Source organism: Pseudomonas sp. ArH3a, from assembly GCF_022648765.1.
GTDB lineage: Bacteria > Pseudomonadota > Gammaproteobacteria > Pseudomonadales > Pseudomonadaceae > Aquipseudomonas.
The window spans coordinates 13,004-35,849 of record NZ_CP080330.1; the positions used below are offsets into that span (position 1 = coordinate 13,004).

A 22,846-nucleotide genomic window follows, 5' to 3' on the forward strand; every position below is an offset into this window, starting at 1 on the left:
TTGCCATGAGTGACCAGAGTGAGCGCGCACGCCAAACCATTACAGATTCAACCCATCTTTATTAAATCCATACAGATGCTGCCCAAGGGTGCCTGAATCCTGTATTTTCCCGGTATCTGTACTGGTCCCTCGGGAGTGACCGCCATGACCCTTTACGTCAACCTCGCCGAATTGCTGGGCACTCGCATCGAACAGGGCTTCTACCGCCCCGGCGATCGTTTGCCCTCTGTACGAGCCTTGAGCGTGGAACACGGGGTCAGCCTGAGCACCGTGCAACAAGCCTATCGCTTGCTGGAAGACAACGGCCTGGCAATGCCCAAGCCCAAGTCCGGCTACTTTGTACCCGTTGGGCGCGAGCTGCCGGCGCTGCCCGAGGTAGGCCGCCCGGCCCAGCGCCCGGTGGAGATTTCCCAGTGGGATCAGGTGCTGGAACTGATTCGCGCGGTGCCCCGCAAAGACGTCATACAGATGGGCCGGGGCATGCCGGATGTATTGTCGCCGACCCTGAAACCCTTGCTGCGCAGCCTTGCACGGGTGAGTCGCCGCCAGGATCTGCCGGGGCTGTATTACGACAACATCCTCGGCTGTATGGAATTACGCGAACAGATTGCGCGACTGTCATTGGATTCCGGCTGCCAACTGACGGCCGAAGACATTGTGATCACCACAGGTTGCCACGAGGCGCTGTCCGCCAGCATCCACGCCATTTGCGAGCCGGGCGATATCGTTGCCGTGGACTCGCCGAGCTTCCATGGCGCCATGCAGACCCTCAAGGGCCTGGGCATGAAAGCCTTGGAAATCCCGACGGACCCGGTCACCGGCATCAGCCTCGAAGCACTGGAGCTTGCCCTGGAACAGTGGCCGATCAAGGTCATCCAGCTGACGCCCAACTGCAATAACCCCTTGGGCTACATCATGCCGGAGGCGCGCAAACGCGCGTTGCTGACCCTGGCCCAGCGCTTTGACGTGGCGATCATCGAAGACGATGTGTATGGCGAGTTGGCCTACAGCTACCCACGCCCACGCACGATCAAATCCTTCGACGAGGACGGCCGCGTGCTGCTGTGCAGCTCGTTCTCGAAAACCCTGGCGCCTGGCTTGCGTATCGGCTGGGTTGCGCCCGGGCGATACCTGGAGCGGGTGCTGCACATGAAATACATCAGCACCGGTTCCACTGCGACCCAACCGCAGATCGCCATCGCCGAATTCCTCAAAAACGGCCACTTCGAGCCACATTTGCGGCGGATGCGCACCCAATACCAGCGCAATCGCGACCTGATGCTCGACTGGGTCAGCCGCTATTTCCCGGCAGGCACACGCGCCAGTCGGCCCCAGGGCAGCTTCATGCTGTGGATCGAGCTGCCAGAAGGCTTCGACACCCTCAAGCTCAACCGCGTGCTAGTGGAACAAGGCGTACAGGTGGCGGTGGGCAGCATTTTTTCCGCTTCCGGCAAGTACCGTAACTGCCTGCGCATGAACTACGCTGCCAAGCCAACCGCGCAGATCGAAGAAGCGGTGCGCAAGGTCGGCGCCGCCGCGATCAAGATGCTTGCCGAGGCGTCAGACTGACCTTTCGCCGGAATTGGCCGTCATATGCCCAACCGCCCTGACCTGGAAGCAGCGCCCTTGATGACTCGACGGCTTTTACCGTTTTTCCTGCTGGGCGCCCTGGCCCTGGGCGGCTGCGCTACGGTCGATACGCCGCGCGTGCCCAGCGACGCCCTGCCCGCCGCCCAATCGTCGTTCGGCCGCTCGATCCAGGCGCAGGCGGCGCCGTATCAGGGCCGCTCAGGCTTTCGCCTGCTGCCCAACAGCAGTGAAGCCTTCATGGCCCGCGCCGAACTGATCCGTAACGCCCAAAGCAGCCTCGACCTGCAGTACTACATCGTCCACGACGGCATCAGCACGCGCATGCTGGTGGATGAACTGCTCAAGGCCGCCGACCGTGGCGTGCGCGTGCGCATCCTGCTGGACGACACCACCAGCGATGGCCTCGACCAGATCATCGCCACCCTCGCCGCCCACCCACAGATTGAAATCCGCCTGTTCAACCCGCTGCACCTGGGCCGCAGCACCGGCGTGACGCGGGCCATGGGCCGATTGTTCAACCTGTCGCTGCAACACCGGCGCATGCACAACAAGCTGTGGCTGGCGGACAACAGCGTGGCGATTGTCGGCGGGCGCAACCTGGGCGACGAGTATTTCGACGCCGAGCCCAACCTGAACTTCACCGATATCGACATGCTCAGCGTCGGCCCGGTGGCTGAGCAGCTCGGCCACAGTTTTGATCAGTACTGGAACAGCGCGCTGAGCAAGCCGATTGATGACTTCGTCTCCAACGCCCCGTCCAAACGCGACCTGGCCGCCGCACGTGTGCGCCTGCACGACTCGCTGGCCGAATCACGCCAGCAGAATCACACCCTGTATAACCGCTTGCGCACCTACCAGACCCAGCCACGCATGGACATCTGGCGCCGCGAGCTGATCTGGGCCTGGAACCAGGCGTTGTGGGACGCGCCGAGCAAGGTGTTGGCCAAGGCCGACCCCGACCCGCGCTTGCTGCTCACCACCCAACTGGCGCCGGAGCTGGAAGGCGTCAACCACGAGCTGATCATGATTTCGGCGTACTTCGTGCCCGGCCAGCCTGGGCTGGTGTACCTGACCGGCCGCGCCGATGCGGGGGTGTCGGTGAGCCTGCTGACCAACTCACTGGAGGCCACCGACGTACCGGCCGTGCACGGCGGCTATGCGCCGTATCGCAAGGCGCTGCTGGAGCACGGCGTAAAACTTTATGAGCTGCGCCGCCAACCCGGCGACCCCAGCGCCGGCAGCGGCCCGCACTTGTTTCGCCGAGGCGCCTTCCACGGCTCGGACTCCAGCCTGCACAGCAAGGCGATGATCTTTGATCGGGAGAAGTCGTTTATCGGCTCATTCAACTTCGACCCACGTTCAGTGCTGTGGAACACCGAAGTCGGCGTGCTGGTGGACAGCCCCGAACTGGCGGAGCACGTTCGCAACCTGGCGTTGCAAGGCATGGCACCGGCCTTGAGCTACCAGGCGAAACTGCAGGACGGGCAAGTGGTGTGGGTGACCGAAGATAACGGCCAATTGCACACACTGACCGATGAACCCGGCAGTTGGTGGCGCCGGTTCAATGCCTGGTTCGCCACGTCAGTCGGCCTGGAACGGATGCTTTAAGGACAGAGTAGATCCCTGTGGGCGCCGGGCTTGCCCGCGATGGCGGAGTGTCAGGTACTGTATTGGCAGCTGGCACACCGCTATCGCAGGCAAGCCAGCTCCCACGGTTGATTGCATTTCGGGTCAGGCCGGTTGCGCGACGCCAAACGCGCCCTGGCGCAACAACAACACCACCAGCCCCAACGCCCCGGCTGCCATCAGCCACGGCAATGCATGCCCGCTGATCCACTGGCTGCCCGCACCGGCCACCAGCGGCCCGATCAGGCAACCGATGCCCCACAACTGCGCCACGTGGGCATTGGCGCGCACCAGCGCATCGTCGCGGTAACGCTCGCCGATCAGGATCAGCGACAAGGTGAACAACCCACCGGCACTGGCGCCGAAGACCACCCACACCGGCCAGATCAGCGGCGTGTGCAGTAACAGCGGAATCGCCAGGCTGGAGGCCAGCAACAGCAGCGCACAGCTCAAGAACAGCGTGCGTCGCGGCAGATAGTCGGCCAATGCGCCAATGGGCAATTGCAGCAACGCATCGCCGACCACCACCGTACTGACCATGGCCAAAGCAATCTCGGCCGTGAAACCTTGCTGCAGGCAATACACCGGCAGCAGCGTCAGAATCATCGCCTCGAATGCAGCGAACAACGCCACCGCCCAGGCAATCGCCGGCAGGCCCCGGCAAAAACGCCACAGATCGCCGAAGGTGACGCTGAAGGATTCGGCCGTCGGCGCACCGGAACGCCCGAGCAACAGCAGCGGCGCGACCATCAACAGGCCCACGCCCACCCAGAAGCCGTAATCATGATCGGTGCCGAGCACGCCCAGCAGCAATGGCCCCGACAATTGGCTCAAGGCATACGTGCAGCCATACAGCGCGACCAAGCGGCCACGCCACTGCTCCACCACCAACTGGTTGATCCAGCTTTCACCGAGGATAAACACGATGGTCAGGATCACCCCGATCATCAGCCGCAGCACCAGCCAGACCGGGTAGCTGGGCAGGATTGCCAGCAGGCCGATGGACACTGCACCGGCCCACAGGCACAAGCGCATCAGGTTGGCGGTGCCCAGCCATGAAGCCATGCGGCTGGAGACCTTCGCGCCCAGTAGCACGCCGAAGGCCGGCATGGCGGCCATCACCCCAATGGCGAAACTGCCGTAGCCCCAGCTTTCCAGGCGCAGGGACACCAGCGGCATGCTGACGCCCAGGGCCAGGCCAACGCTGAGTACCGAGGCCAGGACGGCGAAATAAGTCGCCCAACGCATTTCCACGCTCCTGTGGATAATTTCTGGGTTTCAAACGAACTGTAGGAGCGAACTTATGTGGGAGCCGGGCTTGCCCGCGATGCAGACGCCTCGGTGTGTCAGTCACACCTTGGTGCTGCTACCGCAGGCAAGCCAGCTCCCACACCAGCTTGCTCCTACAGGGGATCAGCAGTATTGCTTAGAGCTTGATCCAGGTCGCCTTCAGCTCGGTGTACTTGTCGAACGCGTGCAGCGACTTGTCGCGACCATTGCCCGACTGCTTGAAGCCACCAAACGGTGCGGTCATGTCGCCGCCATCGTACTGGTTGACCCATACGCTGCCAGCGCGCAAGGCCTTAGCGGTCAGGTGTGCCTTGGAGATATCCGCCGTCCACACCGCCGCGGCCAGGCCGTATTGGGTGTCGTTGGCAATGGCGATGGCTTCTTCGGCGCTGTCGAAGGTGATGACCGACAGCACAGGGCCGAAGATCTCCTCCTGGGCGATCCTCATGGCATTGGTCACCCCGTCGAAAATCGTCGGCTCAACGTACGTGCCACCGGTTTCTTCCAGGGTGCGCTTGCCGCCCGCGACCAGCTTGGCGCCGTCGGCGTGGCCGGCCTCGATGTACGACAGCACGGTGTTCATCTGCTGGGTGTCCACCAGCGCGCCGACGGTTGTTGCCGGGTCCAGCGGGTTTCCTGGCTTCCAGCCCTTGAGGGCCTCGATCACCAGCGGCAGGAATTTATCCTTGATTGAACGCTCGACGAGCAGTCGCGAACCGGCGGTGCAGACTTCGCCCTGGTTGAAGGCGATGGCGCCCGCGGCGGATTCGGCAGCCGCTTGCAGGTCTGGCGCATCGGCAAACACGATGTTCGGGCTCTTGCCGCCGGCTTCCAGCCACACGCGCTTCATGTTCGACTCGCCGGAGCGGATCAACAGTTGCTTGGCAATCTTGGTGGAGCCGGTGAACACCAGCGTGTCGACGTCCATGTGCAGCGCCAGTGCGTTACCCACAGTGTGGCCGTAGCCCGGCAGCACGTTGAATACGCCTTTTGGAATACCGGCCTCAACGGCCAGGGCCGCGATGCGGATGGCGGTCAGCGGGGACTTTTCGGACGGCTTGAGGATGACCGAGTTACCGGTCGACAGCGCTGGGCCGAGTTTCCAGCAGGCCATCATCAGCGGGAAGTTCCACGGCACGATGGCGCCAACCACGCCGACTGGCTCGCGGGTTACCAGGCCGAGTTGATCATGCGGGGTGGCGGCAACTTCGTCGTAGATCTTGTCGATCGCCTCGCCGCTCCAGCTCAGGGCATTGGCTGCACCTGGGACGTCGATACCGAGCGAATCACTGATCGGCTTGCCCATGTCCAGGGTTTCAAGCAGCGCCAGCTCTTCGGCATTGGCCTTGAGCAACGCGGCGAAACGGATCATGGCGGCCTTGCGTTTGGCCGGCGCCAGGCGCGACCAGACACCGGAATTGAAGGTGGCGCGGGCATTTTCTACAGCGCGCTGGGCGTCGGCGGCGTCGCAACTGGCAACGGTGGCCAGTAGGCGGCCATCGACCGGGCTGATGCATTCGAACGTGTCACCGGAAACGGCGGCGGTGTATTCGCCATTGATATAGGCGCGGCCTTCGATCTTCAGATCCTTGGCGCGTTGTTCCCAGTCGGCACGGGTCAGGGTGGTCATGCGAGTGTCCTCCTCTTATTGAATACAAGGGCCAGGTGATGTCCCCCGGCAGCCTCAAAGAATTCTTGCCCGGCCAGCCTGCTGTTCGGCTCAAGGCAGCTGCCACCCTAAACCAGCGGCTGGGGGTGTTTCAATATATTTGACACAACGGCGGTAAACACCCTTGCGATGTTCATTTTAATAAACATAGACTTTGGGCTCTCCAACCGCAGGCCAGACGGGACACGCACATGAGCATCCAGGACATCGTCGACTTCAACCAAGCCAACACCGCCCCCGAACGCTACCGGCCTGCCGCCGAAAAAATCCTCAAGGGCGACCCCGAGCAAACGCTCTACAACCACTACAACAGCCCGTGCGGCCAGATGAGTGCCGGGGTTTGGGAAGGCGAAGTCGGGCAGTGGAAGGTCAATTACACCGAGCATGAGTACTGCGAGATCGTGCAGGGCGTATCGGTACTGCGCGATGCCGATGGCAACGCCAAGACCTTGCGTGCCGGCGACCGCTTCGTGATCCCCGCCGGGTTCAGCGGCACCTGGGAAGTGCTGGAGCCGTGCCGCAAGATCTACGTGGTGTTCGAACAGAAAGCCTGACGCGGAGCGTCACAGGCGGCGTTCCCACGCAGTGCGTGGGAACGCGCAGGCAAAAAAAAGCCCGCATCGTGAGATGCGGGCTTTTTTTCACAAGGAAGAAAATCAATTACTTGATTTTGCCTTCTTTGTAGATCACGTGCTTGCGAACGCGCGGGTCGAACATTTTCTTTTCGAGCTTGTCCGGGGTAGTACGCTTGTTCTTGTCGGTAGTGTAGAAGTGACCAGTACCGGCGCTAGAGATCATTCGAATCAATTCACGCATGATAGAGCTCCTTAGATCTTGCCAGCGGCGCGGATTTCGGCCAGCACGACAGTGATGCCACGCTTGTCGATGATACGCATGCCTTTGGCAGATACACGCAGGCGAACAAAACGTTTCTCTTCTTCAACCCAGAAGCGGTGATGCTGCAGGTTCGGCAGGAAACGACGACGGGTTTTGTTATTTGCGTGGGAAATGTTATTCCCAGTCACCGGACCCTTACCGGTAACTTGACAGACTCTCGACATGCCTCAGCCCTCTAAAACCACATGCCCAACCCGGCATGGGTTGGCCGCTTAATCTCTCAGTCATTTGGCGCCAGGCGCCGCGTTTCTTTAAGGGTCTTACCGGCTACACCTACAGTGAAGGAACCGGGCCCCTAGAAAAGAGCGCTGCTTTATACCAGAAAGACCCCAATGCAACAACAGCCCGTGTGTTTTTACCGGCGTAAATCTCGGCGACAGACGCCTGAACCGTTGCCAGGAGGGGCCGCAGTGAAAGCCGACCGCTCGTCGCACAGAATGATTTACAGCGCCCGCACGCACGGTGAAGTGCACGGCGAAACGCGCTGAGGCGCCATCAAAACAGCATTTGGGCCAAAAGCACAGGCAAAAATGGGCTAGTCATTTATCAATCAGACCACTACGGTAGGCTTTTTCCAGACTGCACTCGCAGATGGGCCTTCGATCTGCAAAGGAAACCAAATATGCGCCTCGCAGCCCTACCGCTATTGCTAGCCCCTCTATTTATCGCGCCGACGGCCCTGGCGGCTACCAGTTTGAGCGTTTGCACCGAGGCCAGCCCCGAAGGGTTCGATGTGGTGCAATACAACTCGCTGACCACCACCAATGCCTCGGCCGACGTACTGATGAACCGCCTGGTGGACTACGACGCCACCCACGGCAAGCTGGTGCCGAGCCTCGCGGACAGCTGGGAAGTCTCGCCGGATGGCCTGACATACACGTTCAAGCTGCACCCAGGCGTGAAATTCCACCGCACCGAATACTTCACCCCAAGCCGCAGCCTGACCGCCGAAGACGTGCGTTTCAGCTTTGAACGCATGCTCGACCCGGCCAACCCGTGGCACAAGATCGCCCAGAGCGGTTTCCCGCATGCGCAGTCGCTGCAATTGCCGACACTGGTCAAGAAAATCGACGCCCTCGACCCGCTGACCGTGCGCTTCACTCTCGATCACGCCGATTCGACCTTCCTCGCCGCCCTGAGCATGGGCTTTGCTTCGATCTACCCGGCCGAATACGCCGACAAGCTGCTCAAGGCCGGCAGGCCTGAAAAGCTCAATAGCCAGCCGATCGGCACCGGTCCGTTTGTGTTCGTACGCTTTCAGAAAGATGCGGTGGTTCGCTACAAAGCCAACCCGGAGTACTTCGCCGGCAAACCGGCTGTGGATAACTTAATCTTTGCCATTACCCCGGATGCCAACGTGCGGCTGCAGAAACTGCACCGTGACGAATGCCAGATCGCCCTATCGCCTAAGCCTTTAGACGTAGGCGAAGCCGAGAAAGACCCGGCATTGAAGGTGGAAAAAACCGCCGCCTTCATGACTGCCTTCGTGGCCATCAACAGCCAGCACCCACCACTGGACAAGCCCGAAGTGCGCCAGGCAATCAACCTGGCATTCGACAAGAACAGCTACCTCAAAGCCGTGTTTGAAGGCACCGCCGAAGCGGCCAATGGCATTTACCCACCCAATACCTGGAGCTATGCCAAGGACTTGCCGGGTTATCCACACGACATCGCCAAGGCCAAGACGCTGCTAGACCGCGCCGGGCTCAAGGACGGCTTCAAAACCACCCTCTGGACCCGCCCAACCGGCAGCCTGCTGAACCCCAACCCCAACCTCGGTGCACAGCTGTTGCAGGCAGACCTGGCCAAGATCGGCATCCAGGCCGAGATTCGCGTGATCGAGTGGGGCGAACTGATTCGCCGCGCCAAGGCCGGTGAACATGACCTGCTGTTCATGGGCTGGGCCGGCGACAACGGTGACCCGGATAACTTCCTCACCCCACAGTTCTCCTGCGCGGCAGTAAAATCCGGTACCAACTTCGCGCGCTACTGCGACCCCGCGCTGGACAAACTGATCAGCGCCGGCAAGACCACCAGCGAGCAAGGCGTGCGTAGCAAGCTGTACCAACAGGCTCAGGCGCAGATCCAGCAGCAGGCCTTGTGGCTGCCGCTGGCGCACCCGACCGCGTTCGCCCTGGCCCGCAAGAATGTCGAGGGGTATCAGGTAAGCCCGTTCGGGCGCCAGGATTACTCCAAGGTCAGCATCAAGCCTTAAGCACCCGCCCCGCCCCAATGAGGGGCGGGGCTACAGCCACCCGTATTCCGCCATCGACAGCGGGTCGCCATCGCCCACGATGATGTGATCCAGCACCCGCACATCCACGACTTCCAAGGCCTTTTGCAGCAACTTGGTCAATTTTCGATCAGCCGCACTCGGCTCGACGCTCCCCGAAGGATGGTTGTGGCACAGGATCAATGCTGCCGCGTTGTACTCAAGTGCGCGCTTGACCACTTGCCGGGGATAAACCACGGCAGCATCAATGGTGCCCTGGAACAACGCCTCGAAGCCCAGCACCCGGTGCTTTGAGTCGAGAAACAGGCAGCCGAAGATCTCGTGGGGCTCATGACGCAACAACGCCTTGAGGTAATCGCGCACGGCCAAGGGGCTTTCCAGCACCGACTCCTTGCGCAGGCTTTCGGCCATATGGCGCCGGGACATTTCCAGCACGGCCTGCAACTGAGCAAATTTCGCCGGCCCCAGCCCCAAATGCCTGCTGAACAGCGTCTGGCTGGCCTCCAACAATGGGCGAAGGCCACCGAATTGCGCCAACAAATGGCGTGCCAAGTCGACCGCGCTTTTGCCGGAAACCCCGGTACGCAGGAAGATCGCCAACAGCTCGGCATCCGACAGGCTTGCCGCGCCCCATTCCAAAAGTTTCTCCCGTGGACGTTCCGCCACAGGCCAATCGCGAATACTCATCCCACCTCCGTGTGCGTGTGCGCCGCTGTTGCCTCGCGGACGCTGTGTTATCTTAAGCCCTCTTTTTTGCGTGCGATTTCCCCTGGGGAGGGGGCATCGCAGGCGTCACTGAACTGGAAAGGCAAACCAATGCAGCGTCTGTATCGGAAACGCATCGTTCTCGGCGTCGGCGGCGGCATTGCCGCCTACAAGAGCGCAGAGCTGGTTCGCAGGCTCCTGGACCAAGGCGCCGAAGTGCGCGTGGTCATGACCCGCGGTGGCAGTGAATTCATCACCCCGCTGACCATGCAAGCCCTGTCCGGCCACCCGGTTCACCTCGACCTGCTGGACCCGGCGGCAGAAGCCGCGATGGGCCATATCGAGCTGGCCAAATGGGCCGACCTGGTACTCATCGCCCCGGCAACCGCCGACCTGATCGCCCGCCTCGCCCAAGGCATCGCCGATGACCTGCTGACCACTTTGGTTCTGGCAACCGACGCCACCGTCGCCATTGCCCCGGCCATGAACCAGGCCATGTGGCGCGACCCGGCCACCCAGGCGAACACCCAACTCCTGCAAAGCCGAGGCCTCAAAGTGTTCGGCCCCGCGTCCGGCAGCCAGGCCTGCGGCGATGTCGGCATGGGCCGCATGCTCGAAGCCACCGACCTGGCGCTGTGCGCCGCCGAGTGCTTCCAGCACCTGGCCCTGACCGGCAAGCACGTGCTGATCACTGCCGGCCCGACCCAGGAAAACATCGACCCGGTGCGCTACATCACCAACCATAGCTCAGGAAAAATGGGCTTTGCCTTGGCGGAAGCGGCGGTCGAGGCAGGCGCGCGCGTCACCTTGATCACCGGTCCGGTGCATTTGCCGACGCCTGATCGGGTCACGCGCATCGACGTAGTCAGCGCCCGAGACATGCTGGCGGCCTGTGAGGCAGCGATTCCCTGCGATCTGTTTATCGCGTCGGCAGCGGTCGCGGACTACCGCCCGGAAGTCGTCGCCCCGCAAAAGCTTAAGAAAGACCCTACAAGTGGCGACGGCCTGCTCCTGCAAATGGTGCGCAACCCGGACATTCTGGCAACTATCGCCACGCGTCCAGACCGCCCGTTCAGCGTCGGCTTTGCCGCCGAAACCGAACATCTGCTGGACTACGCCGCACGCAAATTGAAAGATAAAAACCTCGACCTGATCGTTGCCAATGATGTCGCCAACCCGAGCATCGGCTTCAACAGTGAGGAAAATGCCATCAGCGTGATCGACCGCGAGTTGCACGCCACCGTTTTCGCCCAGACCAGCAAGGGCAAGATTGCCCGCCAACTGATCTCATTTATCGCCCAACGGCTGAACCAGGTTTAATTTACATGCACGCTTTGCAAGCCAAGATTCTCGACCCCCGCATCGGCAACGAATTCCCACTGCCGGCCTACGCCACCCCAGGCTCCGCCGGGCTGGACCTGCGCGCCATGCTCAAGGAAGACACGGTCCTCGAGCCGGGCCAGACCATTCTGATTCCCACCGGCCTGTCGATCTATGTGGGCGACCCGGGCTTGGCGGCACTGATCCTGCCGCGCTCCGGCCTGGGCCACAAACACGGTATCGTGCTGGGCAACCTCGTTGGCCTGATCGACTCCGATTACCAGGGCGAGCTGATGGTATCGTGCTGGAACCGTGGCCAAACCGCCTTCAACATTGCTGTCGGCGAACGCATCGCCCAACTGGTACTGGTGCCGGTGGTGCAGGCGCACTTCGAGCTGGTTCAGGAGTTCGACGAGACCCAGCGCGGCGCAGGCGGTTTTGGGCATTCCGGCAGTCACTGACTAAGCTGAAACAGGCCGGGCACCCTTGTCCGGCCCGACGCCACCGCAAGGCTTTTCAGGACGAAGAATGCGCGGACCTAATGAGCAATATTTCCCCATTAGAATCAATGCATTACGTGGAATAAAGCATGAAGCGCGAGCGCCGATGGCATTTTTGCACCACGAACTCTCTGCCAAAAAAGTCGTCATACCCTTCAGTTTGAGCCCGCCGGTCAGCCACATTCAGGCCAGCTTTGCCCCCTTCAGATGGAGTTTCACCTCGCGATGAGTACCGCAGCCCGAGTAGCCCCGACATTCCCCGACAGCATCTTTCGCGCCTACGACATTCGTGGCGTGGTGCCCAAGACCCTGACCGCCGAAACCGCTTACTGGATCGGCCGCGCCATCGGCTCCCAGAGCCTGGCCCAGGGCGAGCCTAACGTCTCGGTTGGCCGTGATGGCCGCTTGTCCGGCCCGGAGCTGGTAGAACAACTGATCCAGGGCCTGGCCGACAGCGGCTGCCACGTCAGCGACGTCGGCCTGGTGCCGACGCCTGCGCTGTACTACGCAGCCAACGTACTGGCCGGCAAGTCCGGTGTCATGCTCACCGGCAGCCATAACCCGTCGGACTACAACGGTTTCAAGATCGTCATCGCCGGTGACACCCTCGCCAACGAGCAAATCCAGGCGTTGCACGACCGCCTGAAGACCAACGATCTGACCAGCGGCACCGGCAGTATCACCAAGGTCGACATTCTTCAGCGCTACTCCGACGAAATCACCGGCGACGTCAAACTCGCGCGTCGCCTGAAAGTGGTAGTGGACTGCGGCAATGGCGCGGCCGGCGTGATCGCCCCGCAACTGCTCGAAGCTCTGAACTGCGAAGTGGTCCCGTTGTTCTGCGACGTCGACGGCAACTTCCCTAACCACCACCCGGACCCGGGCAAGCCTGAAAACCTGGTGGACCTGATCGCCAAGGTCAAGGAAACCGGCGCCGATGTAGGCCTGGCCTTCGACGGTGATGGCGACCGAGTCGGCGTGGTGACCAACACCGGCGAGAACGTGTTCGCCGACCGCCTGCTGATGCTGTTTGCCCGCGACGTGGTGGCCCGCAACCCCAACGCCGAAATCATCTTCGACGTGAAATGCACCCGCCGCCTCACCCCGCTGATCAAGGAATACGGCGGTCGCCCACTCATGTGGAAGACTGGCCACTCGTTGATCAAAAAGAAAATGAAGGAAACCGGCGCGCTGTTGGCCGGTGAAATGAGCGGCCACGTGTTCTTCAAAGAGCGCTGGTTCGGGTTTGACGACGGAATTTACAGCGCCGCCCGTCTGCTGGAGATCCTCAGCAAGGAAAAATCTACGGCGCAGGAGCTGTTTCAGACCTTTCCGAATGATATTTCTACGCCAGAGATCAATATCCATGTGACCGAGGAGAGCAAATTCAGCATCATTGACGCACTGCACGATGCGCAATGGGGTGAAGGCGCCAACCTGACCACCATTGATGGTGTGCGAGTCGATTACGCCAAAGGCTGGGGCCTGGTTCGCGCGTCCAACACCACACCGGTGCTGGTCCTGCGTTTCGAGGCGGATACCGAGGCTGAGTTGCAGCGCATCAAGGACGTGTTCCACGCCCAGTTGAAACGTGTTGCCCCTGATCTCCAATTACCGTTCTGATTTTTTACCGGAGCCCTGAATGACCCTCGAACGCGAAGCCGCTGCCAATACCGCCAAGGTCCTGTCCGAAGCGTTGCCTTACATTCGACGCTACGTCGGCAAGACGCTGGTGATCAAGTACGGCGGCAATGCCATGGAAAGCGACGAGCTGAAAACCGGCTTTGCCCGCGACATCGTGTTGATGAAAGCCGTCGGGATCAACCCGGTGGTGGTGCACGGTGGTGGCCCGCAAATCGGCGACCTGCTCAAGCGCTTGTCGATCGAGAGTCACTTCATCGATGGCATGCGCGTCACTGACGCGCAGACCATGGACGTGGTGGAGATGGTCCTCGGCGGCCAGGTCAACAAAGACATCGTCAACCTGATCAACCGTCATGGCGGCAGCGCCATCGGCCTGACCGGCAAGGACGCGGAGTTGATCCGCGCAAAAAAACTGACCGTTACCCGTCAGACGCCGGAGATGACCCAGCCGGAAATCATCGACATCGGCCAGGTAGGCGAAGTGATCGGCATCAACACCGACCTGCTGAACCTGCTGGTCAAAGGCGACTTCATCCCGGTGATCGCGCCAATCGGCGTGGGTGCCAATGGTGAGTCTTACAACATCAACGCCGATCTGGTAGCCGGTAAGGTGGCTGAGGCGCTGAAAGCTGAAAAGCTGATGCTGCTGACCAACATCGCCGGCTTGATGGACAAGGAAGGCAAGGTGCTGACCGGCCTGACTACCCAGCAAGTGGACGAGTTGATCGCCGACGGCACCATCTACGGCGGCATGCTGCCGAAGATCCGTTGCGCACTGGAAGCAGTGCAAGGCGGCGTGGGTAGCTCGCTGATTCTGGATGGCCGCGTGCCAAATGCAATCCTGCTGGAAATCTTCACCGATACCGGTGTGGGCACGCTGATCAGCAACCGCAAGCGTCCTTAATCGGCAGAAAACAAAAAGGCCCCGCTCAATCAAATTGAGCGGGGCCTTTTTTGTTTGCACTCGATCCAAATGTGGGAGCTGGCTTGCCTGCGATGCCGGCACCTCGGTAAATCAGTTGTACCAAGGTGATGCTATCGCAGGCAAGCCAGCTCCCACACGGGTCCGCGTGCCGGATGGGTTTCGGTGTCAGACGCCGAACTGCTCGCGGTACGCCTTGACCGCCGGCAAATGCTGCTTGAGCTGCGGATCGTCTTCCAGGAACTGCAGCACCTGGTTCAACGACACAATGCTCACTACCGGAATGCCAAAATCACGCTCCACTTCCTGGATCGCCGACAATTCGCCATTGCCGCGCTCCTGGCGGTTCAGTGCGATCAACACACCGGCAGCCTTGGCACCGTCCTGGGAAGCGATGATCTGCATCACTTCACGGATGGCGGTGCCGGCCGTGATCACGTCGTCGATGATCAGCACGTCGCCTTTGAGTGGAGCCCCGACCAGGCTGCCGCCTTCGCCATGAGCCTTGGCCTCTTTGCGGTTGAAGCACCACGGCAAATCCAGCCCATGATGTTCCGCCAACGCCACGGCAGTCGCGGCCGCCAGAGGGATGCCCTTGTAGGCTGGGCCGAACAGTACGTCGAAGGAAATACCGCTTTCAACGATGGCTGCCGCGTAGAAACGACCCAGCTGAGCCAGGGCCGAACCCGAGTTGAACAAGCCTGCATTGAAGAAGTAAGGGCTGGTGCGCCCGGACTTCAAAGTGAACTCACCGAAGCGTAAAACGCCGCGATCGATGGCAAAACGAATGAAATCGCGTTGATACGCCTGCATGAAAAAAGCCTCAGATACCACGGATTTAGCTAATTAGGTAGACGGCGTGTATCATACACGCACGCGATTTTTGGGGCCATTTATGCGGATCATCAGTGTGAACGTCAATGGTATTCAGGCTGCAGTCGAGCGTGGTTTGCTCAGTTGGCTGCAAGCACAGAATGCCGACGTCATCTGCCTGCAGGACACCCGCGCCTCCGCCTTTGAACTGGACGACCCAGCCTTCCAACTGGATGGCTACTTCCTTTATGCCTGCGATGCCGAAGTGCCCACCCAAGGTGGCGTGGCTTTGTACTCGCGGTTGCAACCCAAGGCGGTCATCAGCGGCCTCGGCTTCGAGACAGCCGACCGCTACGGGCGCTACCTGCAAGCCGATTTCGACAAGGTCAGCATCGCGACCTTGCTGCTCCCTTCGGGGCAGAACGGCGATGAAGACTTGAACCAGAAGTTCAAGCTAATGGACGATTTCGCCCGTTATCTGGATAAACAGCGACGCAAACGTCGCGAGTACATTTACTGTGGCTCGCTGTACGTGGCGCAACAAAAGCTGGATATCAAGAACTGGCGCGACAGCCAGCAATCCCCGGGCTTCCTGGCGCCGGAACGTGCCTGGATGGACGAGATTGTCGGCAACATGGGTTATGTCGATGCCCTGCGCGAAGTCAGCCGCGAAGGCGACCAGTACAGCTGGTGGCCGGATAACGAACAGGCTGAGATGCTCAACCTGGGCTGGCGTTTCGACTATCAGCTGCTGACACCTGGCCTGCGCCGCTTTGTTCGCAGCGCACGCCTGCCGCGTCAGCCACGGTTCTCGCAGCATGCGCCGCTGATCGTGGACTACGACTGGACACTGACCATCTAAGGTCTTTTTCCAGGCACAAAAAAACCGACATCGCTGTCGGTTTTTTTGTGGGTGCTCATTATTTGACCAGCCGCCAGGTAAAGGGATAGCGATAGGCGATCCCCTTGTTGGCCTTGATCGAACCGATGATGGTCAGCACCACGGTCGCAATCGCCAAGGCAGTCATCAGGAAAAAGCCGATAACCGCGAAGGCCAACACGATGCAAACCAGCCAGGCAATGGCTACGGTGATCTGGAAGTTCAAGGCTTCCTTGCCCTGATCATCAATGAACGGGTCCACTTCTTTCTTCATCTGCCACAGGATCAGCGGCCCTACGACACTGCCGAAGGGGAACACAAACCCCAGAAACGCCGCGAGGTGACACAACATTGCTCCCTGACGCACTTCGTAGGAAGGCGTGGGCACGGGAAGTTGACTGTCATTCATGGCGTTTCTCCTTGAGGCCGGCTCAGTCAGCCAGCGCGGCGTTCTGCAGTTCGAAGATTTCGGTCATACCTTTCTGGGCCAGGGCCAGCATGGCATTCAGGTCGGCCGGCTGGAATGGCGCGCCTTCGGCGGTGCCCTGCACTTCGATGAAACCACCGGTGCTGGTCATCACCACGTTCAGGTCGGTCTCGGCGGCCGAGTCTTCCAGGTAGTCCAGGTCCAGCACAGGCTCGCCTTGGTACATGCCAACCGACACGGCGGCGATCATCTGCTTGAGCGGGTCGCCGGCTTTCAGGCCGCCACGCTTCTTGATCACCTTCAGTGCGTCAGCCAGGGCCACCATGGCGCCGGTGATGGAGGCAGTGCGGGTGCCGCCGTCAGCCTGGATAACGTCGCAATCGACGTACAGGGTCACGTCGCCCAGCTTGGACATGTCCAGGGCTGCGCGCAGGGAGCGACCGATCAGACGCTGGATTTCCAGGGTGCGGCCGCCTTGCTTGCCGCGGCTGGCTTCACGCTGGTTACGTTCGCCGGTGGCGCGTGGCAGCATGCCGTACTCGGCGGTCAACCAACCCTGGCCCTGGCCCTTGAGGAAACGCGGCACGCCGTTTTCGACGCTGACGGTGCAGATCACCTTGGTATCGCCAAACTCGACCAGTACAGATCCCTCGGCGTGTTTGGTGTAGTTGCGGGTGATGCGGATCGAGCGGAGCTGATCGGCAGCGCGACCACTTGGACGTTTCATAGGGGATACCTGTACGGAGGACGAAAAACTGCTGAGCATTATAGAGCCGCGAACCGTTTCGGGGCACTTCTAAAAAATCCGGTTACGAATGGCTGGCCTGGCGCCCATTGTTTGGGCGCGTCCGCCTCACTGCGCTACAATCCTGCGCCTTCGCAGCCTGTCGGCTTCAATTTACCCACCAGCCCGTATTTTCGGGACTGCATCGCGAGGTACCTCCATGGTGCACAGCATGACCGCCTTCGCCCGCGTCGAAAAAGCCGGCGTCCAAGGCACCCTGAGCTGGGAACTGCGCTCGGTCAACAGCCGTTACCTGGAGCCGCACCTGCGCCTGCCGGAATCTTTCCGTGACCTCGAAGGTGCGGTACGTGAAGCGCTGCGCCAGGGTATCTCCCGTGGCAAGCTGGAATGCACCCTGCGCTTTACCGAAGAAACCACCGGCAAACCGCTGCAGGTCGACCGCGACCGCGCTGCGCAATTGGTCGCCGCCGCCGAAACCATCGCCAGCCTGATCAAGCAGCCCGCCGCGCTGAACCCGCTGGAAGTGCTGGCCTGGCCCGGCGTACTGGTAGCCGACGCCACCGACCCGCAAGCCCTCAACGCCGAAGCCCTCGCCCTGTTCACCCAGGGTTTGAAGGAGCTCAAGGCCGGCCGCGAACGTGAAGGCGCCGAACTGGCGCGCCTGATCAACGAGCGCCTGACCTCGATTGAAGATGACGTGGTCACCCTACGCGAGCTGGTGCCGCAGATGCTCGCTACCCAGCGCCAGAAGGTCCTGGACCGCTTCACCGACATGAAGGCCGACCTCGACCCGACGCGCCTGGAGCAGGAAATGGTCCTGCTGGCGCAGAAGAGTGACGTGGCCGAAGAGCTCGACCGCCTGAGCACCCACATCCTCGAAGTGCGCCGCGTGCTCAAGTCCGCCGGTGCCGCCGGTCGGCGCCTGGACTTCCTGATGCAGGAACTCAACCGCGAAGCCAATACACTGGGCTCCAAGGCGTTTGATCCGCGCAGCACGACAGCTGCGGTCAACCTCAAAGTGTTGATCGAGCAGATGCGCGAACAAGTACAGAATATTGAGTAAGGCAACTTCCATGACCCACAGCACCGGCACCCTTTACATCATTTCCGCCCCTTCGGGCGCGGGCAAGAGCAGCCTGGTCAAGGCCCTGACCGACGCTGACGAGCAGATCCGCATCTCGGTCTCACACACCACCCGCGCCATGCGCCCGGGTGAGGTGAACGGCGTGCACTATCACTTCGTCGAGCGTACCGAGTTCGTGAAGATGATCGAGCACGGCGACTTCCTCGAGCGCGCCGAAGTCTTCGGCAACCTCTACGGCACTTCGCAAAGCCATCTGCAGCAGACCCTGGACGAAGGCCACGACCTGATCCTGGAAATCGACTGGCAGGGCGCCGAGCAAGTGCGTCAGCTGATGCCCAAAGCCCGCTCGATCTTCATCCTGCCGCCGTCGCTCGAAGCCTTGCACCAGCGCCTGACCAACCGTGGCCAGGACAGCGACGAGATCATCGAAGGCCGCATGCGTGAAGCCGTCAGCGAAATGAGCCACTACGTCGACTACGACTACCTGATCATCAATGACGATTTTGCCCACGCTTTGGACGATTTGAAGGCGATTTTCCGCACCAATCAGCTCCAGCAAAAGCGCCAACAGCAGCGTTTCGGCAAATTACTCGCCGAACTGCTCGGCTGATTGGCTCTTCCCAAAACCGCTGCAAGGGCTTTACATTGGCACTTGTAGCGGTTTTTCGAGGGCACGGGAAAAATCAGCGCTTCCCTAAACGCTGGTGATTTTTTAAACTGTTTAGTCCGCTCGCCCAACCGGGCAGCGCGCATCTTGCATTCGCTCCGAGGAATACCATGGCCCGCGTAACCGTTGAAGACTGCCTAGAACACGTGGATAACCGCTTTGAGCTGGTCATGCTCTCTACCAAGCGTGCCCGTCAACTGGCCACTGGCGGCAAAGAGCCACTGGTCCAGTGGGAAAACGACAAGCCTACCGTTGTAGCCCTGCGTGAAATCGCTGAAGGCCTGATGAGCTACGAGTTCATCGCCAACGCCGAGATCGTTGAAGACGAACCGCTGTTTGCAGCGTTCGAGGACGAGTCCAACGAGGCCGTCTAAGCCTATGCCTGGTCGACGTAGCACGGCGCGGGGTCACAGCCAACGGCAGGAGTTAATCCTTTGCCGAGCATAGACGCCCTCGCCGATCGCTTATCGACCTACCTCGGCCCAGACCAGGTCAACCTGGTCCGCCGAGCGTATTTCTACGCCGAACAAGCCCACGACGGCCAACGCCGGCGCAGTGGCGAGGCGTATGTCACGCATCCTCTTGCGGTGGCAAATATTCTTGCCGACATGCACATGGACCATCAGAGTTTGATGGCCGCGATGCTGCATGACGTGATCGAAGACACAGGCATCGCCAAGGAAGCGCTCAGCGCGCAGTTTGGCGAAACCGTGGCCGAACTGGTCGACGGGGTCAGCAAACTGACCCAGATGAACTTCGAGACCAAGGCCGAAGCCCAGGCGGAAAACTTCCAGAAGATGGCCATGGCCATGGCCCGAGACATTCGGGTGATCCTGGTCAAGCTGGCCGACCGGCTGCACAACATGCGCACGCTGGAAGTGCTGTCCGGCGAAAAACGCCGGCGCATCGCCAAGGAAACCCTGGAAATCTACGCGCCCATCGCCAACCGGCTGGGCATGCATGCCATTCGTATCGAATTCGAAGACCTCGGCTTTAAAGCCATGCACCCGATGCGCTCGGCGCGCATCTACCAGGCGGTCAAACGCGCCCGGGGCAACCGCAAGGAAATCGTCAACAAGATCGAAGAGTCCCTGAGCCATTGCCTGGCGATCGACGAGATCGAAGGCGAGGTCAGCGGCCGGCAGAAACACATCTACGGCATCTACAAGAAGATGCGCGGCAAGCGCCGGGCCTTCAACGAGATCATGGACGTGTACGCGTTCCGGATCATCGTCGACAAGGTCGATACCTGCTACCGCGTGCTGGGCGCTGTACATAATTTGTACAAACCCCTGCCGGGCCGCTTCAAGGACTACATCGCGATTCCCAAGGCCAACGGCTATCAGTCGCTGCATACCACGCTGTTCGGTATGCATGGGGTGCCAATCGAGATCCAGATCCGCACGCGGGAAATGGAAGAGATGGCCAACAACGGCATCGCTGCCCATTGGCTGTACAAATCCAGCGGCGACGAGCAGCCAAAAGGTACCCATGCCCGCGCCCGCCAGTGGGTCAAAGGCGTGCTGGAAATGCAGCAACGTGCCGGCAACTCCCTGGAATTTATCGAAAGCGTGAAGATCGACCTGTTCCCGGACGAGGTCTACGTGTTCACGCCCAAAGGCCGGATCATGGAGCTGCCCAAAGGCTCCACGGCGGTCGACTTTGCCTACGCCGTGCACACCGACGTCGGCAACAGCTGCATCGCCTGTCGGATCAACCGTCGTCTCGCGCCGCTGTCCGAGCCGCTGCAAAGCGGCTCCACGGTCGAGATCGTCAGCGCACCTGGCGCGCGCCCGAACCCGGCCTGGCTCAACTTCGTGGTTACCGGCAAAGCGCGCACACACATCCGCCATGCCCTGAAGCTGCAACGCCGCTCCGAATCCATCAGCCTCGGCGAACGCCTGCTGAACAAGGTGCTCAACGGTTTCGACAGCGCCCTGGATAAGATCCCGGCCGAGCGTGTGCAAGCGATGCTCCACGAGTATCGCCAGGAAACCATCGAAGACCTGCTGGAAGATATCGGCCTGGGCAACCGCATGGCCTATGTGGTCGCCCGCCGCCTGCTTGGCGAAGGCGAACAGCTGCCAAGCCCCGAAGGCCCGCTGGCAATTCGCGGCACCGAAGGCCTGGTGCTCAGCTACGCCAAATGTTGCACGCCGATCCCGGGCGACCCGATTGTCGGCCACCTGTCCGCAGGCAAAGGCATGGTCGTGCACTTGGACAACTGCCGCAATATCACCGAAATCCGCCACAACCCAGAGAAATGCATCCAGCTCTCCTGGGCCAAGGATGTGACTGGCGAATTCAACGTCGAGCTGCGCGTTGAGCTGGAGCACCAGCGCGGCCTGATCGCCCTGCTGGCCAGCAGCGTCAACGCGGCCGACGGCAATATCGAGAAAATCAGCATGGATGAGCGCGATGGCCGCATCAGCGTAGTCCAACTGGTCGTCAGCGTGCACGACCGCGTGCACCTGGCCCGCGTGATCAAGAAGCTGCGCGCCCTGACCGGGGTGATTCGCATCACCCGCATGCGTGCGTAGCGCTTCAAATAGTCATCATCTCTTACAAGGAGTCACACATGACCAAGACTGTTATCACCAGCGACAAGGCCCCGGCCGCCATCGGCACTTACTCCCAGGCGATTAAGGCGGGCAACACCGTCTACATGTCCGGCCAGATTCCACTGGACCCAAAGACCATGGAACTGGTTGAAGGTTTTGAAGCACAGACCGTACAAGTCTTCGAGAACCTCAAGTCGGTTGCCGAAGCTGCCGGCGGTTCGTTCAAGGACATCGTCAAGCTAAACATCTTCCTCACCGACCTGAGCCACTTCGCCAAGGTCAACGAGATCATGGGCAAGTACTTCGAACAGCCGTACCCAGCCCGCGCCGCCATCGGCGTTGCCGCCCTGCCAAAGGGCGCACAGGTTGAGATGGACGCGATTCTGGTCATCGAGTAAAACACCCGGCGCAGCTTTCACAGGCTGCGCCGACTTCGTTTCAGAAGGATTTAGTAATGCGCAAAGCGCTTGTAGCCTTATCAACGCTCGCCCTGTTGCTCGGTGGCTGCGCCAGCAACCCCGCCGACCTGGATGTGAGCGGCACCTGGATCAACCAGGCCGCCATCAACGCGGCAGCCAAGGGCGGCCCTTTGCGTGAAGCGTTGCAAACCTTTGGCCCGAACCTCGAGTGGGAGGTCAACACCAAGGCTTTGCAGGCGCGCTACTACAACGGTTTCGAAGTCGCCGAAGGCAAGCTGCTGAGTGAGAAGCCCGGCGCCTGGAGCGTCGATTTCTACGGCAGCTCCGCCACTGAACTCAAGCGTAAAGGCAAGCAACTGCTGCAAGTGGCCAACGACAATGAGCCTGAGCAACTGTTTGCCCGCGCCAAAGACCCAGCCCCCGAAGGCGCGCCGCTGGGTGCGAACTTCGAACGCGCACTGTATGCAGCCTACTTGGGCGGCGACTGGAAGATCACCGACGGCACCGGCGACGGCGCCACGGTACAGTTCCAGGCTGACGGCAAGGTCGCCGGCTTGCCAAGTGTCGATCGGTACTCGCTGTGCCTGGCGGGTGACTGCGCCTCCATGAGCGGCGGCTATGACAGCATCTGGCTGCAACTGAACGGTCAGGGCAACCCGTGGATCTTCGCCCGCAAAGGCAAGCAACTGGAGATTTTCCAGGCGGTGAACACCGCGCAAACGGATGAAGTGCCTTCGTTTACGCCGGGGCCACGCCAGTGGTTGCTTGAAAAGAAATAACCGCATGACGCAGATCTGAATGTGGGAGCTGGCTTGCCTGCGATAGTGGTGTATCGGTCACACCGTGTTGGATGT

22 protein-coding genes and 1 pseudogene are annotated in these 22,846 nt (G+C 60.8%); 15 read left to right on the forward strand and 8 right to left on the reverse strand.

Features of this window, described 5'->3' with window-relative positions; genetic code table 11:
• The first annotated feature begins 144 nt into the window (after positions 1 to 144).
• Both K0P33_RS00070 and K0P33_RS00075 read left to right on the forward strand, forming a co-directional pair.
• Positions 145 to 1,569: a PLP-dependent aminotransferase family protein gene (locus K0P33_RS00070; protein WP_094948715.1), complete on the forward strand. Its 1,425-nt coding sequence runs from the start codon at positions 145 to 147 to the stop codon at positions 1,567 to 1,569.
• A 60-nt stretch (positions 1,570 to 1,629) separates the two neighbouring features.
• Positions 1,630 to 3,198 carry a phospholipase D family protein gene (locus K0P33_RS00075; RefSeq protein ID WP_094948833.1) on the forward strand — a complete coding sequence of 523 codons (1,569 nt, stop codon included), beginning with the start codon at positions 1,630 to 1,632 and terminating at the stop codon, positions 3,196 to 3,198.
• 123 nt (positions 3,199 to 3,321) lie between these two features.
• Here the strand turns inward: K0P33_RS00075 and K0P33_RS00080 are convergent, their stop codons facing one another.
• Both K0P33_RS00080 and K0P33_RS00085 read right to left on the reverse strand, forming a co-directional pair.
• Positions 3,322 to 4,464: an MFS transporter gene (locus K0P33_RS00080; RefSeq protein WP_094948714.1), complete on the reverse strand. Its 1,143-nt coding sequence runs from the start codon at positions 4,462 to 4,464 to the stop codon at positions 3,322 to 3,324.
• Between the two features lie 178 nt (positions 4,465 to 4,642).
• Positions 4,643 to 6,136, reverse strand: a complete 1,494-nt coding sequence (locus tag K0P33_RS00085) for an aldehyde dehydrogenase (RefSeq protein WP_242153479.1) — start codon at positions 6,134 to 6,136, stop codon at positions 4,643 to 4,645.
• Between the two features lie 230 nt (positions 6,137 to 6,366).
• Between K0P33_RS00085 and K0P33_RS00090 the strand changes: the two genes are divergently transcribed.
• Positions 6,367 to 6,729 (forward strand): cupin domain-containing protein, encoded by a 363-nt coding sequence (locus K0P33_RS00090; RefSeq protein ID WP_094948712.1) that lies wholly within the window; start codon positions 6,367 to 6,369, stop codon positions 6,727 to 6,729.
• Between the two features lie 106 nt (positions 6,730 to 6,835).
• Here the strand turns inward: K0P33_RS00090 and rpmG are convergent, their stop codons facing one another.
• Together rpmG and rpmB are read right to left on the reverse strand one after the other, a co-directional pair.
• The gene (gene rpmG, locus K0P33_RS00095; RefSeq protein ID WP_003176906.1) at positions 6,836 to 6,991 is read right to left on the reverse strand and encodes a 50S ribosomal protein L33; all 156 of its coding nucleotides are present in this window, start codon (positions 6,989 to 6,991) and stop codon (positions 6,836 to 6,838) included.
• A gap of 11 nt (positions 6,992 to 7,002) precedes the next feature.
• The gene (gene rpmB, locus K0P33_RS00100) at positions 7,003 to 7,236 is read right to left on the reverse strand and encodes a 50S ribosomal protein L28 (RefSeq protein ID WP_003176907.1); all 234 of its coding nucleotides are present in this window, start codon (positions 7,234 to 7,236) and stop codon (positions 7,003 to 7,005) included.
• Between the two features lie 458 nt (positions 7,237 to 7,694).
• Here rpmB and K0P33_RS00105 point away from each other — a divergent pair, with 458 nt between their 5' ends.
• Positions 7,695 to 9,287: an ABC transporter substrate-binding protein gene (locus tag K0P33_RS00105; protein ID WP_242153482.1), complete on the forward strand. Its 1,593-nt coding sequence runs from the start codon at positions 7,695 to 7,697 to the stop codon at positions 9,285 to 9,287.
• A 30-nt stretch (positions 9,288 to 9,317) separates the two neighbouring features.
• Here K0P33_RS00105 and radC read toward each other — a convergent pair whose 3' ends face one another.
• The gene (gene radC / locus K0P33_RS00110; RefSeq protein ID WP_094948710.1) at positions 9,318 to 9,992 is read right to left on the reverse strand and encodes a DNA repair protein RadC; all 675 of its coding nucleotides are present in this window, start codon (positions 9,990 to 9,992) and stop codon (positions 9,318 to 9,320) included.
• A gap of 129 nt (positions 9,993 to 10,121) precedes the next feature.
• Here radC and coaBC point away from each other — a divergent pair, with 129 nt between their 5' ends.
• The 4 genes and pseudogenes from coaBC (at position 10,122) to argB (ending at position 14,378) form a co-directional block, all read left to right on the forward strand.
• Complete coding sequence (gene coaBC / locus K0P33_RS00115; protein ID WP_048723622.1) at positions 10,122 to 11,330, forward strand: bifunctional phosphopantothenoylcysteine decarboxylase/phosphopantothenate--cysteine ligase CoaBC; 1,209 nt, start codon at positions 10,122 to 10,124, stop codon at positions 11,328 to 11,330.
• A 5-nt stretch (positions 11,331 to 11,335) separates the two neighbouring features.
• On the forward strand, positions 11,336 to 11,791 hold the full coding sequence (dut, locus tag K0P33_RS00120; RefSeq protein ID WP_016975923.1) for a dUTP diphosphatase: 456 nt from the start codon (positions 11,336 to 11,338) through the stop codon (positions 11,789 to 11,791).
• Positions 11,792 to 12,055: 264 nt separating this feature from the next.
• Positions 12,056 to 13,453: pseudogene (locus K0P33_RS00125) on the forward strand (phosphomannomutase/phosphoglucomutase); the annotation flags it as partial.
• A 19-nt stretch (positions 13,454 to 13,472) separates the two neighbouring features.
• Positions 13,473 to 14,378, forward strand: coding sequence for an acetylglutamate kinase (argB, locus tag K0P33_RS00130; protein ID WP_015886532.1), 906 nt, complete (start codon positions 13,473 to 13,475; stop codon positions 14,376 to 14,378).
• Positions 14,379 to 14,564: 186 nt separating this feature from the next.
• On the opposite strand, the gene pyrE is transcribed toward argB, so the two are convergent.
• Positions 14,565 to 15,209, reverse strand: a complete 645-nt coding sequence (gene pyrE, locus K0P33_RS00135) for an orotate phosphoribosyltransferase (RefSeq protein ID WP_063033848.1) — start codon at positions 15,207 to 15,209, stop codon at positions 14,565 to 14,567.
• An 82-nt stretch (positions 15,210 to 15,291) separates the two neighbouring features.
• On the opposite strand from pyrE, the gene K0P33_RS00140 reads away from it, so the two are divergent.
• The gene (locus tag K0P33_RS00140) at positions 15,292 to 16,071 is read left to right on the forward strand and encodes an exodeoxyribonuclease III (RefSeq protein ID WP_003195493.1); all 780 of its coding nucleotides are present in this window, start codon (positions 15,292 to 15,294) and stop codon (positions 16,069 to 16,071) included.
• A 58-nt stretch (positions 16,072 to 16,129) separates the two neighbouring features.
• On the opposite strand, the gene K0P33_RS00145 is transcribed toward K0P33_RS00140, so the two are convergent.
• Both K0P33_RS00145 and rph read right to left on the reverse strand, forming a co-directional pair.
• Complete coding sequence (locus tag K0P33_RS00145; RefSeq protein WP_094948707.1) at positions 16,130 to 16,498, reverse strand: DUF4870 domain-containing protein; 369 nt, start codon at positions 16,496 to 16,498, stop codon at positions 16,130 to 16,132.
• 22 nt (positions 16,499 to 16,520) lie between these two features.
• Entirely contained in the window at positions 16,521 to 17,243 is a 723-nt protein-coding gene (gene rph / locus K0P33_RS00150; protein ID WP_094948706.1) for a ribonuclease PH, read from the reverse strand.
• A gap of 217 nt (positions 17,244 to 17,460) precedes the next feature.
• Here rph and K0P33_RS00155 point away from each other — a divergent pair, with 217 nt between their 5' ends.
• The 6 genes from K0P33_RS00155 to K0P33_RS00180 all read left to right on the forward strand — a co-directional run bounded on the left by K0P33_RS00155 (position 17,461) and on the right by K0P33_RS00180 (position 22,771).
• Positions 17,461 to 18,324 carry a YicC/YloC family endoribonuclease gene (locus tag K0P33_RS00155; protein ID WP_094948705.1) on the forward strand — a complete coding sequence of 288 codons (864 nt, stop codon included), beginning with the start codon at positions 17,461 to 17,463 and terminating at the stop codon, positions 18,322 to 18,324.
• Between the two features lie 10 nt (positions 18,325 to 18,334).
• The gene (gmk, locus tag K0P33_RS00160; protein WP_010168203.1) at positions 18,335 to 18,955 is read left to right on the forward strand and encodes a guanylate kinase; all 621 of its coding nucleotides are present in this window, start codon (positions 18,335 to 18,337) and stop codon (positions 18,953 to 18,955) included.
• A 167-nt stretch (positions 18,956 to 19,122) separates the two neighbouring features.
• Entirely contained in the window at positions 19,123 to 19,386 is a 264-nt protein-coding gene (gene rpoZ / locus K0P33_RS00165; protein ID WP_003176920.1) for a DNA-directed RNA polymerase subunit omega, read from the forward strand.
• Between the two features lie 60 nt (positions 19,387 to 19,446).
• The gene (gene spoT / locus K0P33_RS00170) at positions 19,447 to 21,552 is read left to right on the forward strand and encodes a bifunctional GTP diphosphokinase/guanosine-3',5'-bis pyrophosphate 3'-pyrophosphohydrolase (protein ID WP_017735756.1); all 2,106 of its coding nucleotides are present in this window, start codon (positions 19,447 to 19,449) and stop codon (positions 21,550 to 21,552) included.
• 38 nt (positions 21,553 to 21,590) lie between these two features.
• Positions 21,591 to 21,971, forward strand: coding sequence for a RidA family protein (locus tag K0P33_RS00175; RefSeq protein ID WP_003176922.1), 381 nt, complete (start codon positions 21,591 to 21,593; stop codon positions 21,969 to 21,971).
• A gap of 56 nt (positions 21,972 to 22,027) precedes the next feature.
• Positions 22,028 to 22,771, forward strand: a complete 744-nt coding sequence (locus tag K0P33_RS00180; protein ID WP_094948704.1) for a hypothetical protein — start codon at positions 22,028 to 22,030, stop codon at positions 22,769 to 22,771.
• Positions 22,772 to 22,846: the final 75 nt, after the last annotated feature.

Coding starts and splice junctions, on each gene's coding strand:
- pyrE (WP_063033848.1), bottom strand. CDS start 15,209: ATGCAGGCGTATCAACGCGATTTCATTCGTTTTGCCATCGATCGCGGC.
- rpoZ (WP_003176920.1), top strand. CDS start 19,123: ATGGCCCGCGTAACCGTTGAAGACTGCCTAGAACACGTGGATAACCGC.
- K0P33_RS00145 (WP_094948707.1), bottom strand. CDS start 16,498: ATGAATGACAGTCAACTTCCCGTGCCCACGCCTTCCTACGAAGTGCGT.
- K0P33_RS00070 (WP_094948715.1), top strand. CDS start 145: ATGACCCTTTACGTCAACCTCGCCGAATTGCTGGGCACTCGCATCGAA.
- coaBC (WP_048723622.1), top strand. CDS start 10,122: ATGCAGCGTCTGTATCGGAAACGCATCGTTCTCGGCGTCGGCGGCGGC.
- gmk (WP_010168203.1), top strand. CDS start 18,335: ATGACCCACAGCACCGGCACCCTTTACATCATTTCCGCCCCTTCGGGC.
- K0P33_RS00180 (WP_094948704.1), top strand. CDS start 22,028: ATGCGCAAAGCGCTTGTAGCCTTATCAACGCTCGCCCTGTTGCTCGGT.
- rph (WP_094948706.1), bottom strand. CDS start 17,243: ATGAAACGTCCAAGTGGTCGCGCTGCCGATCAGCTCCGCTCGATCCGC.
- K0P33_RS00075 (WP_094948833.1), top strand. CDS start 1,630: ATGACTCGACGGCTTTTACCGTTTTTCCTGCTGGGCGCCCTGGCCCTG.
- K0P33_RS00090 (WP_094948712.1), top strand. CDS start 6,367: ATGAGCATCCAGGACATCGTCGACTTCAACCAAGCCAACACCGCCCCC.
- K0P33_RS00175 (WP_003176922.1), top strand. CDS start 21,591: ATGACCAAGACTGTTATCACCAGCGACAAGGCCCCGGCCGCCATCGGC.
- dut (WP_016975923.1), top strand. CDS start 11,336: ATGCACGCTTTGCAAGCCAAGATTCTCGACCCCCGCATCGGCAACGAA.
- radC (WP_094948710.1), bottom strand. CDS start 9,992: ATGAGTATTCGCGATTGGCCTGTGGCGGAACGTCCACGGGAGAAACTT.
- K0P33_RS00105 (WP_242153482.1), top strand. CDS start 7,695: ATGCGCCTCGCAGCCCTACCGCTATTGCTAGCCCCTCTATTTATCGCG.
- K0P33_RS00155 (WP_094948705.1), top strand. CDS start 17,461: ATGGTGCACAGCATGACCGCCTTCGCCCGCGTCGAAAAAGCCGGCGTC.
- rpmG (WP_003176906.1), bottom strand. CDS start 6,991: ATGCGTGAATTGATTCGAATGATCTCTAGCGCCGGTACTGGTCACTTC.
- K0P33_RS00085 (WP_242153479.1), bottom strand. CDS start 6,136: ATGACCACCCTGACCCGTGCCGACTGGGAACAACGCGCCAAGGATCTG.
- K0P33_RS00140 (WP_003195493.1), top strand. CDS start 15,292: ATGCGGATCATCAGTGTGAACGTCAATGGTATTCAGGCTGCAGTCGAG.
- K0P33_RS00080 (WP_094948714.1), bottom strand. CDS start 4,464: ATGCGTTGGGCGACTTATTTCGCCGTCCTGGCCTCGGTACTCAGCGTT.
- rpmB (WP_003176907.1), bottom strand. CDS start 7,236: ATGTCGAGAGTCTGTCAAGTTACCGGTAAGGGTCCGGTGACTGGGAAT.
- argB (WP_015886532.1), top strand. CDS start 13,473: ATGACCCTCGAACGCGAAGCCGCTGCCAATACCGCCAAGGTCCTGTCC.